Origin of the sequence: Brevundimonas subvibrioides ATCC 15264, assembly GCF_000144605.1 — a bacterium.
GTDB lineage: Bacteria > Pseudomonadota > Alphaproteobacteria > Caulobacterales > Caulobacteraceae > Brevundimonas > Brevundimonas subvibrioides.
This window is the reverse complement of the sequence record NC_014375.1, coordinates 1,450,908-1,463,596: the sequence shown is the minus strand read 5'-3', so window position 1 is coordinate 1,463,596 and position 12,689 is coordinate 1,450,908. Positions and strand designations below refer to the sequence as shown.

Below are 12,689 nucleotides of genomic sequence, written 5' to 3'. Positions count from 1 at the left end.
CAGGCTTGATTAACCAAGTTTTCACGACCTGCGGCCAAGCTGTGCCGTGTTCGGATGCCTTCCGACCGGAGCCCCCCGTGACCGCTGTCATCCGCCTGCAGACGTCCCAGCCTTCCGACGCCGAGGCTTTGACGTCCGCATCGCGACTGCTGGAACTCGCCCGCGGCAAGACCACGGATGACCGTCGCCGGCTGCTCCTCGGGATCGCCGCCCTGTGCGATGCGACGCCTCCGGGAGCCGAAGCCTCCCCCCTGCTCGGCGACATCTTCATGATCATCGCCCGCCAGGCCGAGCGCGATATCCGCAAGGCCCTGTCCGAAAGCCTGGCTTCGGCGGAGTGGGCCCCGCCGGCCCTGATCGCGATGCTGGCGCTGGACGAGATCGAGATCGCCCGCCCCGTCATCGCCGCCAGTCCGCTGCTGAACGATCACGATCTGCTGCGCGTCCTGGTCGAAGCGACCATCGAGCACCAGATCGAGGTGGCTCGCCGGCCGCACATCAGCGGCAGCGTCGCCGACGCCATCATCGACCGGGGCGACCCGGCCACCCTGACGGCCTTGGCCGCCAACCGGACCGCCCAGGTCAGCGAGGATGCCCTGGGTCGCCTGGTGGAACACTCTCGCCGCATCGCCGCCCTGCGCGCGCCCCTGACGCGTCACCCGCGCCTGAACGACGCCCTGGCGACACAGCTCTATCAATGGGTCGGTCAGGCCCTGCGCGAGGCGATCGGCGAACGGTTCAGAGTGGACGAGAGCAAGCTCGCCGTCGCGATCGACGCCGTCACCCGTCCCCCGCTGGCCGAACCGAAGGGGATCGAAGAGGCGGTCTCCATCATCGACAAGGAGGAGATGGAGCGTCGGCTGGTCGCCAAGCTGCAGAGCGCCGGACAACTGCGGGCCGGTTTTCTGATCCGTGCGATCCGTGAAAAACGCCTCAGCCTGTTCGAGCACGGCGTGACCGCGCTCGGGGGCTTCACCCTTGACCAGGTCCGGGCCGCGATCGTCCGACCCAGCCCGGATGCGCTGTTCCTGCTGTGCGCCGCCGTCGGCATCGATCGCGCCGTCTTCCCCGCCGTGCTGGAGGAGATCCGCTCCATGAGCGACGGCTGGCCGGGCGGCGGCGACGTCGGCTATCACGGACGCATGTCCCTCCCCCCCTCCGCAGCCGCGCGCGAGTTCCGCGCCCTGATGGGTCACGTCGGCGGCTGACGCTTCGAAACGCCGTTTGACTTCACCGACGGCGTCGGCTTGTCCTAGACCGGTGAACGCGACGCAATCCCCCCTCAGACTGGCCTTCTGCGCCAGCGACCGACCCGAGGCGCTGGAGGCCCGCGCACGCCTGTCCGCCCTGTACGGGTCGGTGCCGGAGGCCGAGGCGGACGTCATCGTCGCCCTGGGCGGGGACGGCTTCATGCTGGAAACCCTTCACGCCAACCTGACGCGTCGCACGCCGGTCTACGGCATGAACCGGGGCTCGGTCGGCTTTCTGATGAATGACTATGAGGACGACGACCTGCCGGACCGGATCGCGGCCGCCGGTCGGGCGGTCATCCACCCGCTGCAGATGGACGCCTGGACGGAGAGCGGCGCGGTCCATACCGGCCTGGCCATCAACGAGGTCTCCCTGCTGCGCCAGACCCGCCAGTCCGCCAAGCTGAGGATCAGCGTCGACGGCAAGGTGCGGCTGGAGGAGTTGTCCTGCGACGGCTGCATGGTCGCCACGCCCGCCGGCTCGACCGCCTACAACCTGTCCGCCCACGGTCCCATCATCCCGCTGGACGCCCGCATGCTGGCCCTGACGCCCATCAGCGCCTTCCGCCCCCGTCGCTGGCGCGGTGCCCTCCTCTCCCACCGCGCCCGGGTGGAGTTCGAGGTGCTGGAAGCGGACAAGCGGCCCGTCAGTGCCGTGGCCGACAGTCTGGAGATCCGCCGCGTGGTCAAGGTCGCGGTCAAGGAACGACGCGACGTCGCCCTGACGATGTTGTTCGACGCGGGCCGGTCCTTCGAGGAACGCGTCCTGGCCGAACAGTTTATGGCCTGACGGATCAGGTCACGGCTTCTTAAGGGGGACTGTGCATTCTGCGATCACCACGTTCGCAGGAGTAAGCCGTGAGCAACCCGGCTCAAGTGACCCGCCCGCCCAACATGCTTCGCGCCAAGGTCGGCGGCGGCTTCAGCGGGATCAACGCCGAAGCCATCGCGCGCGCTGAAGAAGCGCTTAAGGCGATGTCGGGCCAGTTCGGGCAGTGGCTGCAGGACGAGATCACCAAACTGGACGCCGCCCAGGCCGCGATCCGCGCCGAGGGATACAATGCCCAAACCGCCGAGGGCCTGTACTTCCGCGCGCATGACCTCAAGGGTCTGGGGGCCACATACCAGTATCCGCTGGTGACGCGCCTGGCCGGTTCGCTGTGCAAGCTGATGGACGATCCGATCAAGCGCATGGATGCGCCGATGGTCCTGATCGACGCCCACGTCGATGCCATCCGCGCCGTCGTCCGCGACCAAATCCAGACCGACGACCACCCCACGGGCCGCGTCCTGTCGGAAACCCTCGAAGCCCAGGTCGCCGCGCACCGGGCGGGCTGAACGAGCGCCCCTCTCCCCTGGCGGGGAAGGAGTTTCTACGCCGCGTTCGCCGCGACCAGACGTCCCGGCGTTTCCGCCGGCCGGTCCAGCCGCTCCATCAGATAGGCCAGGTCGTCGCGCGAGGTGTTGGGCCGCTGGGTCAGGAACCGTTCCAGCATCCGCTCGCGGAACGCCTCGCCGGTCGTGTCCGCGCCTTCCGCCGACAGCTGGCGCCAGGTGTCGACACCGGCACGGAAAGCCTGGAACAGGCGCGGCGGCAGGCCGGCGCGATCATAGATGGCCTTCAGGCCCAGCGGACCCGCATCGTGCACCATCAGCCACGCCCGCTCGTGCGGCGTCGAGGCCAGTTCGGCGATCCCGTGCTCGAACAGGGTCATCTGTCCGCGCGCCAGGGCCCGCAGCAGCAGCGACCCGGTCAGCGCGCGGCGGGCATTCAGCTGGCCCACGAAGGTCGCGATATCCGCCGTCGTCGCGGCCTGGTCGATCAGGTCGACGGTCGCCCGCTCGCGCGCGAAGGTCGACAGCCGGATGGCCGTTTCGGGCGCGACGGCATGGCGGGTGATCAGGTGCGTCCGCACCGCCTCGCTGGCCAGGGCGACCAGCCGCTCGGTGATGTCCAGCGGCAGGACCTGACGATAGGCAAGGGCCGCCACGACCTCGGGCGACGATCCGAACCGGTCGACGACGCGCCCCATGGCGTTTTCGGAAATGTCGGCATTGTCGTTGGACGCCAGGGTTCTGACGGACTGTTCGCAGCCGTCGCTGCTCAGCACGTCGGCGACGTCGCGGGACACGCGCGGCCGCGCCGCCACCGCCACCTGACGCACCGCCGATCCGGCCTTCACGATCTCGATCAGGTCGTCGTCGGTGAACACCGGCGAGGAGCCGATGATGGGCAGGGCGATGGAGTCGACGTCCGCCGCCAGCATCCGCGCCACATCGTGCGGCAGCAGATCCGAGCTCTTGAGCGTCACCGCGAGGGCCCGCCGCACCAGCTCGGCGGCGTCTTGGGCCAGGACCCGCATGATCTTCTGGGCGGCTTCGCGATCGGCATCGTCCAGATCGATCCGGTCCATGCTGCGGCACAGCTTGTGGGCCGCCGAGGCGCGCTCGTCCTCGTCCGTCGCCTTGATCAGGCGGCGGATGTCGAACTCGGTCAGACGGGCGCGATAGGCGGTCATTGGGGGCTCAGATCGTGAGTCGCTTTGAAGCGTCCCTCAAAGTGAACCTGCTTGCTTAACGCCCAGTTTACCACCCGCCTCCCGACGGGGATCCTGTCCCGGTTCCAAAGGCCTTGGTGAAGCTGCCGCCCTTCTGGTCGCCTTCCTGGCCCAGCAGCAGGGCCAGCAGACCCTGATCCTGTTTCAGGCGGTCCATGCGTGCGGCGATGGCCATGTCCTTCTCGTCCAGCGCGGGCAGTCCCGGTGCGCCGGACCCGAGCGCCGGAGCGCCCTCGCCCGCGGTGCGCTGCAGATTGGCATGGACCTCGGCCACGGTCGCCGCGCGGCCGTCCCGGTAGAAGATCGAGCGGTTCGCCGCGGCCGCCTGCGGGAACATGGCTGCGGCACTGGCACCAGGCCGCGTCGCCATGGCCTCCATGATCTGGGCCGCCCCCGCCGGACCCAGGAAGTGCGCCGCATACAGATCGCCGGCGCCCGGCTCCCGTCCGGTACGCCCGCGCAGGTAGGCGGCGTTCGACGCCGTCAGTTCGCCCGCCATGGTCGAGGCCGCCTGCGGATCGAACCGCAGGTCCAGCACGACGTTGCGCGCCGATCCGTCCACCCGCCAGCGGCCGTCCGACCCGCGATGGATCAGATCCGCGTACTGGCCATAGCCGTGCTGGGCCCCGTGCTGCTTGACGGTCGCCAGCCAGGTCTGCTCGATGAACTGGAACAGGCCGGCGGCCGAAGAGGTCCGTGCCTTGGCCGAGGGGTTGAACGCGCTCTCGCGCCGCGCCGTCTTCATCAGGAAGTCGAAGTCCACGCCGGTTGCGCTGGCGGCACGACGGATCGCGGCCTCCACCCCTCCCGATGCTGGAATCGCTCCGACGGTCATGCAGCAAGGCTCGGAGATCGTGGTTAATCGAGCGTTAATGTCCGTTAACGGCAGTACTGGCCCGGATGTCGCAGGCAAGACCTGATCAGCGATCAGTCAGAAACCGACGTTTCTTCCGCCGCAATCCCGCCATCAGTCGCGCGCGTCATTCCGCTCAGGGTTGCTGGGGAGCGGCTTAAGAACGAGGGAGTGACGGCCATGATGATGCAGACCGCAGGCGGACCCCGACTGGTCAGCCCGATCGATTTCGGCGAACGCAAACGCCCCCTGCCCCGGTCAACCTGGATCACCATCGGGGTCGTGGGGCTGGCCCATGTCGGTCTGGCCGTCGCGCTTTACTACCAGCGGGTCGAGACCGAGGTCGTGCCCGACGCACCACCGGAACGGATCATCGACGCCCGCATGTACCGGCTGCCAGAGCCGGAGCCCAGGCCGGCGCCCACGCCCCCGGCGCCCAATCCGCCGGTGAACCGCACGCCCGCACCGCCGCAGACCGTCGAGACCCTGCCCACCGTCATGACCGACACGCCGGTCGCAACACCGGGCCCGTTCATCAACACGACCACAATCGTGGCTCCCGCGACCGCCACCGGCACGGCCAGCGAGCCGGTCGACACGACGCCGCCCGGCCCGCCCGTGATCACCTCCCCGCGCTGGATCAGCCAGCCCAGCGGCGAGCAGCTGGCGCGCGCTTATCCCGGCCGGGCGATCTCGCAGTCGGTGTCGGGCTCGGCCCGTCTCAGTTGCCTGGTCCAGGCCAACGGCACCGTGACCGGCTGCAGCGTCGTCTCCGAGACCCCCGGCGGGTTTGGCTTCGGCCGGGCCGCCCTGGGGCTGACCCGCTATTTCCGCATGAGCCCGCGGACCGTCGACGGCCAGGCGGTGGACGGTGCCCGGGTCAGCATCGGTTTGCGCTTCAACCTGCCTGAGAGCTGAACCGCAGGGGATCGAAGGCGGCCGCGTAGCGATCGCGCGGTCGCCCTTCGATCCCGTCGGCCACGACCTTCGCCACCATCGGCCCCAGCAGCCAGCCGTTCCGGCGGGGGGCCAGGGCGACGTGGATCGCGGGCTCGCGTGTGGGTCCGGCCATGGGCAGGCCGTCCGGGCTGGCCCCGCGCACACCCACGCGCCAATCGACAGCGTCTCCGATCGCGCGGCCCAGCAGGGCCTCGGCGGCCCGGACAAGGGTCTGCGATGCGGCGCGATCGGGCACGGGATGGCGCTCGCCCTCGACCATGGTCGCGCCGATCAGTGTGTTTCCCCCGGCTCCCGGCACGACATAGGACCCGTCGCCTCTCACGACCCGATCGGTCAACGGCCGCGCGACCCGGCCGATCTGACCTGCGATCGGCGAGACACGGGCCAGGATCTCCACGACCGCGTCCGGGAGACCCAGCACCGGACCGGCCGTGCCATTGGCCAGAACCACCGCGTCCGCTTCGATCGCGCCATCCTCGACCTGCAGCCGCCACCCCGCCGCGGTCCGTGCCATCCTCAACAGCCGTTGCGGCAGGATCGGCGTTCCGATCGAACGCGCCAGCGCCGCCAGGGCCTGCGCAGGTTCGAGCCGCACGTCGGACGGCAGATGCAGTCGACCGGCCTCCCACACCGTCTCGAAGCCGTGGTCGGCCAGCAGGGCCGCCGCCGCTTGCCGGTCCTCGCCCGCCCATTCCGCCGGTGTCGGATCAAGGAGGATCCCGCGATACGCCGCCAGATCCGGCCACAGCGCCGCCGCCTCGCGAAACACGGTCGCCACATCCCCGCCGGGACGGTCCAGCAGGATTTCCGCCGCCGGCGCGATCATGCCGGCCGCGACCGAGGACGCATTGGGTTCGCCCGGGTCGATCACCCGAACGTCCCGACCTCGCGACGCGAGCTCGCCGGCGACGCAAAGGCCCAGCACGCCCGCGCCGACCACCACGATGTCACATGAAATATCCGCCACGGCCGGTCCATCGACCGACCGTCCGGCGATTTCAAGTCGGGACTGGCGTTCCGGCTATTCCGCCGCCATCGCCGCGGCCTGATCCGCGATCCGCACGGCGGCCAGCCGCTCGGTCAGGGCGGCATGCTGGGCCCACAGCGCCTGGGGCAGCCGGTCGCCGAAGCGGACATAGAAGGGCGGGATCAGCCCGGCCTCCTCGGTCCACACCTCGGCGTCCACTTCCAGCAGCGTCGCCAGGTCGGCCTCGCTCAGCGACAGGCCCTCGACGTCCAGCGCGCCTTGCGCGGGCACCCGCCCGACCGGCGTGTCGACCGCGTCAGCCTCGCCGTCCAGCCGCTCGGCGATCCATTTCAACACACGCGCATTGTCGCCGAATCCGGGCCAGACGAACGTGCCGTCCTCGCCCTTGCGGAACCAGTTGACGAAAAAGATGCCCGGCAGCTTCGCCGGGTCGGCCTTGGCCCCCAGGGCCAGCCAGTGCGCGAAATAGTCACCCATGTTGTAGCCGCAGAAGGGCAGCATCGCGAACGGGTCGCGGCGCAGCTCGCCGATTGCGTTCTCAGCCGCGGCCGTGCCTTCCGACGCCACGGTCGAGCCCATGAACACGCCGTGTTCCCAGTCGAACGCCTCAGTCACCAGAGGCACGGCCGAAGCCCGGCGACCGCCGAACAAAATGGCGTCGATCGGCACGCCCTTGGGGTCTTCCCACTCCGGCGCGATGGTCGGGCACTGGCTGGCGGGGGCGGCGAAGCGGGCGTTCGGATGGGCCGCGGGCTCGCCCGAGGCCGGATCGTGCGCCACGCCCTTCCAATTGGTCATGCCCGCGGGCACGTCCTTCGTCAGGCCTTCCCACCAGACGTCGCCATCGGCGGTCAGGGCGGTGTTGGTGAAGACGGTGTTGGTGGCCAGGGTCGCCAGCGCGTTCTGGTTGGTGTTTCGGCTCGTGCCCGGCGCGACGCCGAAGAAGCCGGCCTCGGGGTTTACGGCATACAGGCGTCCGTCGTCGCCGAAGCGCATCCAGGCGATGTCGTCGCCGATCGTCTCGGCTTTCCAGCCCGGCAGGGTCGGCTGCAGCATGGCCAGGTTGGTCTTGCCGCAGGCGCTCGGGAAGGCGGCCGCCATATATTTCGACCGGCCCTTCGGATCGGTCAGCTTCAGGATCAGCATGTGCTCGGCCAGCCAGCCCTCGTCGCGGGCCATGACCGAGGCGATGCGCAAGGCGTAGCATTTCTTGCCCAGCAGGGCGTTGCCGCCATAGCCGGAGCCATAGGACCAGATCTCGCGCGTCTCGGGGAAGTGGACGATCCACTTCTCGGCATTGCAGGGCCAGGCCACATCGGCCTGTCCCTCGATCAGGGGCGCGCCCAGGGTGTGGACGGCCGGCACGAACACGCCGTCGTCGCCCAGGGCTTCCAGCGCGGCGGATCCCATCCGGGTCATGATGCCCATCGACACGGCGACATAGCCGCTGTCGGTGATCTCGACGCCGAGGGCCGACAGCTCCGAGCCCAGCGGCCCCATCGAGAACGCCACGACATACATGGTCCGGCCGGCCATGCAGCCGTCGAACAGGCCGTCCAGCCGCGTCCGCATTTCGCCCGGCTCGGCCCAGTTGTTGGTCGGACCGGCGTCGATCTCCTCGGCCGAACAGATGAAGGTCCGGCTCTCGACCCGGGCCACGTCCTTGGGATCCGACGCCGCGTAATAGCTGCCGGGACGTTTGTCCGCGTCCAGCGCCTTCAGCGTGCCCTTGTCGATCAGGTCGGCGACGATCGCGGCCTTCTCGGCCTCCGATCCATCGCACCAGTGGACGCGGGCGGGCTTTGTCAGGGCCGCGATCTGTTCGACCCAGGCGATCAGGCCGGCGTGACGGGTCGGCGCGGGCGCGAGGCCTGCGATGGTCGAGATGGAAGCCAAGCGAATTCTCCTGAACGTCGGCCCGGCTGGTCTGACGCCGCCGTGAACCGCCCCTTTTGTAACAGCGCCTCACGGCCTGTTACAGGCGCAATGACACCCGGGATGCCGCCGCGTCAACCGGTGCAGGATTTCACCCCCGCCCCGCGCGCGCATCGCGGCCTTGAGGTCGAATCCGGTCGCGCGACCGCCCGTCGCCCTGTATCTGCAACGCTGTGCAGACGCTCGATCCCATCACCGCCGCCGCCCCCACGGGCGCCATGGCCTCGCCCGCCGTGGCCCGGAACACCGACCCGATTCTGGCGGTGCTGAAGGCGCACCTGCCCGCCGACGGGCGCGTGCTCGAGATCGCCTCCGGCTCCGGCGAGCACGCCGTGGCCTTCGCTCGGGCCCTGCCCCGGACGACCTGGACGCCCAGCGACCCCTCGCCCGAGGCCCGGGCCAGCATCGCCGCCTGGGCCGCCGAGGCCGCCCTGCCCAACCTGAACCCGGTGCTGGACCTCGATGCCGCCCGCCCCGACGCCTGGCCCCCGGTCGACGTCCAGGCCATCGTCTGCATCAACATGATCCACATCAGCCCGTGGCCGGCGACCGAGGGGCTGATGGCCGGGGCCGCCCGCGTCCTGCCCGATCCCGGCGGGCTGCTGGTCCTGTACGGCCCGTTCCGCGAGGCCGACGTCCCGCTGGCCCCGTCCAACGAAGCCTTCGACGCCAGCCTGAAATCCCGCGACCCCGCCTGGGGTCTGCGCGAGGTCGAGGCCGTGGTCGCCCTGGCCCGGACGCACGGCCTGCACCTGACCCGCCGCGCGGACATGCCCGCCAACAACCTGATGCTGCTGTTCCGCCGCGTCGGCTGACCCTGGAGCCCGCCTTGAAGACCTTCGCCCCCCTGCTCGCCCTCGGCCTGGCCCTCGCGGCCACCGTCCCGGCCACGGCCCAGACCGCGCCCGCCCAGGCCGCGCCGACCGCACCCCCCGCCCCCGCCCCGCCCTACGGCACGCCGATCTCGCTCGACGCCGCCCAGGCCCTGATCGATCGCGCCGTGGCCTATGGTCAGTCGAAGGGATGGCGTCTGGCGATCGCGATCGTCGAGCCGTCGGGCGAACTGGTGGCCTTCGCCCGGATGGACGACACCCAGTACGGGTCGATCCATGTCGCCCAGCGCAAGGCCGAGACCGCCGCCCGCTATCGCATCACCACCGCCCTGATGGAGGAGCGCGTCCAGACCGGCCGCATCGTCACCCTCGCCAACTCCGAAGCCTTCGCCATCGCGGGCGGGATTCCCATCGTCGTCGAGGGGCGCATCGTCGGGGCCATCGGCGTATCGGGCGCGACCGCCGCCCAGGATACCGAGACCGCCACCGCGGCTCTGGCGGCCGACTGAGCTTGGCCTTCTCCCGCCTCTATGACGGCCCCGAGCCCAGCCGCATCAACAAATGGCTGGGCCAGAGCGGCGTCTGTTCGCGCCGCGAGGCCGACGCCCTGATCGCCGACGGCCTGGTCTCCATCGACGGCGAGGTCGTCACCGACGCCGGTCGCAAGATCGAGCCGGGCCAGACCCTGACCCTGTCCGACCGCGCCGAGACCGCCCTCGCGGCCGGGATCACGATCGTGATGCACAAGCCGCTCGGCTACGTCTCGGGCCAGCCCGAACCCGACAAGGTTCCCGCCGTCCGCCTGCTGACCGAGGCCAACCGGATCGGCCCCGGCACCGCCCCCGCCGCCGATGCCTCCCTGCCGCCCATCGGCCGGCTGGACGAGGATTCGCGCGGCCTGCTGCTGCTGTCCGCCGACGGGGTGGTGGCCAAGGCGGTGATCGGTCCGGACAGCGATCTCGACAAGGAATATCTGGTCCGGGTCGTCGGCGACGTCACCGAGAAGAAGCTCAAGATCCTGCGCCACGGCATCATGCTGGACGGCCGCCAGCTGCGCCCCGCCTACGTCAGCCGGATGGAGAGCTTCCGCCTCAAGTTCATCCTGCGCGAGGGCCGCAACCGGCAGATCCGGCGCATGTGCGCGATGGTCGATCTCGAGGTCGTCGACCTGATCCGCGTCCGCATCGGCCCGCTGAAGCTGGACAACCTGCCCGAGGGCCACTGGCGCATGCTGACGGCGGAGGAGCGGGTGGCGCTGGTCGGCTGAGGTCGGTGCCGGACTCGAAAAACACAGTCCGACCCGTCCGACCCGTCCGACCCGTTCGACCCGTTCGGAGAGCCCGCTTCGGGCGACGGTGATGGTTCAACTGTCAAAGACCGAAACCCCCAGCCTAACAGACCGATACGTCAGGATCGGTCGTATCAGGAGCCGCCGTACGGGCTGATGCTCTTGCGCGCCGCCGAGGTCTTGCATTTAACCTATCGGTTAATCATTATGCGCGAAACCGCACAGGAGCCCGCCCATGCCCGCCGACCGCAAGATCATCCCCTGCCTGTGGTTCGACACCCAGGCCGAGGAGGCCGCCAACTTCTACGTCTCCGTCATCCCCGACAGCCGCATCGACAAGGTCGTCCGCGCCCCCGCCGACTATCCGGGCGGCCGGAAGGACAGCGTCCTGATGGTCGAGTTCACCCTGGCCGGGGCCCCCTACACCGCCCTGAACGGCGGCCCCTATTTCACCTTCACCGAGGCCATCTCGCTGCAGATCGAAACCGCCGACCAGGCCGAGACCGACCGCCTGTATGACGCCCTGTCGGCGGTGCCCGAGGCCGAACAGTGCGGCTGGGCGAAGGATCGCTACGGCCTCAGCTGGCAGATCATCCCGGCCGGCTTCACCGACCTGATGAGCGACCCGGATCCGGCCGTGGCGGCCCGGGCCTTCGCCGCGATGATGGAGATGAAGCGGCTGGACGTGGACGCGCTGCGAATTGCCGCACGGGGCTAGCCCTCGCCGAACACCGGGATATTTCCTGCTCTGGTCAGTAACCCGGCAGTCGATCGGGCCGTAGACGACGCAGGCCGGGCGGAGAGGTTTCCTTGCGATCACTGCTTCAAAGGATGGTCCCCCGCTCGGGTGGCCGGCTTCACAGCCTCAAGGGCGCCTGGGCACTCCGCCCCGACGACTGTCCCTGCGACGTCCATTTCATCGAGTGGATGGAGGGCCGCGCCGTCCCGAACGAGGCCATCTTCCACTTCGGCACCGGCGACCATCACCACGTCGGCCTCAGGCTGGGCGAGAGCGACCTCGGCACCTCGGTCATGAGCATCACCGCGACCCGCCGCGAGTATGACAGCTACATCGATCTGGTGACCCACCGGCCGGAATTGGCGCGCGGCTACTGCGTCTATTTCGGCGACATCTACACCTCGAACCCGGCCCTGTTGCCGATGTTCGACGTCGTCACCCTGTTTCACCTGTGCGAGTTCAGGTCCGAGGAAAACGACGCCTACGGGGCCCTGACCGACCTGGAGCTGACCCGGTTGTTCACCGAGCGCACCCGCCCGGGCGGCCACCTGATCTTCTACACCGGCTCCTACGCCTACGCCCGGGCAGAGCCGATCATTGCCGAATGGGCCGCGACCAGCTCGGTGGAAGAGGTCGAGGGCTACCGGACCCTGCGCGTGTTCCGAAAGACCGGGGCGGTCTAGGGGATAACGGGCTGCTCGCCTGACGACCCTCTTCTGCAGCCGGACCAAAGACACTTCCCCTCTCCCAACGGGAGAGGGCTTGAGCGCACGCGAGCGACAGCGAGTGTTCTTGCGCGAAAGGGTGAGGGGTCGGTGCCCACCGGTGAGGGCTACCCCTCACCCTTTCGGCTGGCGGATCGCTGCGCTCTCCGAGCCTCAAGCCCTCTCCCGCCGGGAGAGGGAGCGCAGATGCGGCCCCACCTTCTTCTCCAGCAGGGCCACCAACTCCGGCTGCATGAACCCATAGTCGTCGGGGATATCCAGACACACGACCCGCGCCGCCTTCAAGCTCCGGCCGAACCGTTTCTGCAGCCGGACCCGATGCGCGCGCTCCATGACGAAGACGATGTCGGCCCATTCCACCAGTTCATCGGTGCAGGGCTCGTCCGCATCCGGCGCCAGCCCCGCCGACGCGGTCTCCACCCCCGGGCCAGGCGGCGAACACCTGCTCCGCCGTCGGCGAGCGGAGGCGGTTGCGGGAGCCGAGGAAGAGGAGGCGGGTCACGAAGCAAGGCCCGTTGCTTAATCGCTCAGCCGTTCTGATACTCTGCGAATGGACCAAG

14 protein-coding genes are annotated in these 12,689 nt (G+C 69.5%); 9 read left to right on the top strand and 5 right to left on the bottom strand.

Annotated elements, in window-relative coordinates:
• Nucleotides 1-77 precede the first annotated feature (77 nt).
• From BRESU_RS07300 to BRESU_RS07290, 3 genes are all read left to right on the top strand, one after another.
• A complete protein-coding gene (locus BRESU_RS07300) occupies nt 78-1,208 on the top strand; it encodes a DUF2336 domain-containing protein (RefSeq protein WP_013268897.1) in 1,131 nt (376 codons plus the stop codon).
• 52 nt (nt 1,209-1,260) lie between these two features.
• Nucleotides 1,261-2,040: an NAD kinase gene (locus tag BRESU_RS07295; RefSeq protein WP_013268896.1), complete on the top strand. Its 780-nt coding sequence runs from the start codon at nt 1,261-1,263 to the stop codon at nt 2,038-2,040.
• Between the two features lie 68 nt (nt 2,041-2,108).
• On the top strand, nt 2,109-2,588 hold the full coding sequence (locus BRESU_RS07290) for a hypothetical protein (RefSeq protein WP_013268895.1): 480 nt from the start codon (nt 2,109-2,111) through the stop codon (nt 2,586-2,588).
• Between the two features lie 35 nt (nt 2,589-2,623).
• On the opposite strand, the gene spbR is transcribed toward BRESU_RS07290, so the two are convergent.
• The gene (gene spbR / locus BRESU_RS07285; RefSeq protein ID WP_013268894.1) at nt 2,624-3,769 is read right to left on the bottom strand and encodes a SpbR family protein; all 1,146 of its coding nucleotides are present in this window, start codon (nt 3,767-3,769) and stop codon (nt 2,624-2,626) included.
• A gap of 67 nt (nt 3,770-3,836) precedes the next feature.
• On the bottom strand, nt 3,837-4,643 hold the full coding sequence (locus BRESU_RS07280; RefSeq protein ID WP_013268893.1) for a transglycosylase SLT domain-containing protein: 807 nt from the start codon (nt 4,641-4,643) through the stop codon (nt 3,837-3,839).
• A 198-nt stretch (nt 4,644-4,841) separates the two neighbouring features.
• Between BRESU_RS07280 and BRESU_RS07275 the strand changes: the two genes are divergently transcribed.
• Complete coding sequence (locus tag BRESU_RS07275) at nt 4,842-5,579, top strand: TonB family protein (protein WP_013268892.1); 738 nt, start codon at nt 4,842-4,844, stop codon at nt 5,577-5,579.
• Here the strand turns inward: BRESU_RS07275 and BRESU_RS07270 are convergent.
• Both BRESU_RS07270 and BRESU_RS07265 read right to left on the bottom strand, forming a co-directional pair.
• On the bottom strand, nt 5,560-6,588 hold the full coding sequence (locus BRESU_RS07270; RefSeq protein ID WP_013268891.1) for an NAD(P)/FAD-dependent oxidoreductase: 1,029 nt from the start codon (nt 6,586-6,588) through the stop codon (nt 5,560-5,562). The genes BRESU_RS07275 and BRESU_RS07270 overlap by 20 nt on opposite strands.
• Before the next feature lie 54 nt (nt 6,589-6,642).
• Nucleotides 6,643-8,505 carry a phosphoenolpyruvate carboxykinase (GTP) gene (locus BRESU_RS07265; protein ID WP_013268890.1) on the bottom strand — a complete coding sequence of 621 codons (1,863 nt, stop codon included), beginning with the start codon at nt 8,503-8,505 and terminating at the stop codon, nt 6,643-6,645.
• A 212-nt stretch (nt 8,506-8,717) separates the two neighbouring features.
• On the opposite strand from BRESU_RS07265, the gene BRESU_RS07260 reads away from it, so the two are divergent.
• From BRESU_RS07260 to BRESU_RS07240, 5 genes are all read left to right on the top strand, one after another.
• On the top strand, nt 8,718-9,359 hold the full coding sequence (locus BRESU_RS07260; protein ID WP_013268889.1) for a DUF938 domain-containing protein: 642 nt from the start codon (nt 8,718-8,720) through the stop codon (nt 9,357-9,359).
• 14 nt (nt 9,360-9,373) lie between these two features.
• A complete protein-coding gene (locus tag BRESU_RS07255; protein WP_013268888.1) occupies nt 9,374-9,886 on the top strand; it encodes a GlcG/HbpS family heme-binding protein in 513 nt (170 codons plus the stop codon).
• A 2-nt stretch (nt 9,887-9,888) separates the two neighbouring features.
• Entirely contained in the window at nt 9,889-10,644 is a 756-nt protein-coding gene (locus BRESU_RS07250; RefSeq protein WP_013268887.1) for a pseudouridine synthase, read from the top strand.
• A 256-nt stretch (nt 10,645-10,900) separates the two neighbouring features.
• Nucleotides 10,901-11,383 (top strand): VOC family protein, encoded by a 483-nt coding sequence (locus BRESU_RS07245; RefSeq protein ID WP_013268886.1) that lies wholly within the window; start codon nt 10,901-10,903, stop codon nt 11,381-11,383.
• Between the two features lie 113 nt (nt 11,384-11,496).
• On the top strand, nt 11,497-12,087 hold the full coding sequence (locus tag BRESU_RS07240; RefSeq protein ID WP_013268885.1) for a hypothetical protein: 591 nt from the start codon (nt 11,497-11,499) through the stop codon (nt 12,085-12,087).
• Between the two features lie 195 nt (nt 12,088-12,282).
• On the opposite strand, the gene BRESU_RS07235 is transcribed toward BRESU_RS07240, so the two are convergent.
• Entirely contained in the window at nt 12,283-12,549 is a 267-nt protein-coding gene (locus BRESU_RS07235) for a phosphotyrosine protein phosphatase (protein ID WP_245528615.1), read from the bottom strand.
• Nucleotides 12,550-12,689 lie beyond the last annotated feature (140 nt).

Coding starts and splice junctions, on each gene's coding strand:
- spbR (WP_013268894.1), bottom strand. CDS start 3,769: ATGACCGCCTATCGCGCCCGTCTGACCGAGTTCGACATCCGCCGCCTG.
- BRESU_RS07280 (WP_013268893.1), bottom strand. CDS start 4,643: ATGACCGTCGGAGCGATTCCAGCATCGGGAGGGGTGGAGGCCGCGATC.
- BRESU_RS07275 (WP_013268892.1), top strand. CDS start 4,842: ATGATGATGCAGACCGCAGGCGGACCCCGACTGGTCAGCCCGATCGAT.
- BRESU_RS07245 (WP_013268886.1), top strand. CDS start 10,901: ATGCCCGCCGACCGCAAGATCATCCCCTGCCTGTGGTTCGACACCCAG.
- BRESU_RS07240 (WP_013268885.1), top strand. CDS start 11,497: ATGGTCCCCCGCTCGGGTGGCCGGCTTCACAGCCTCAAGGGCGCCTGG.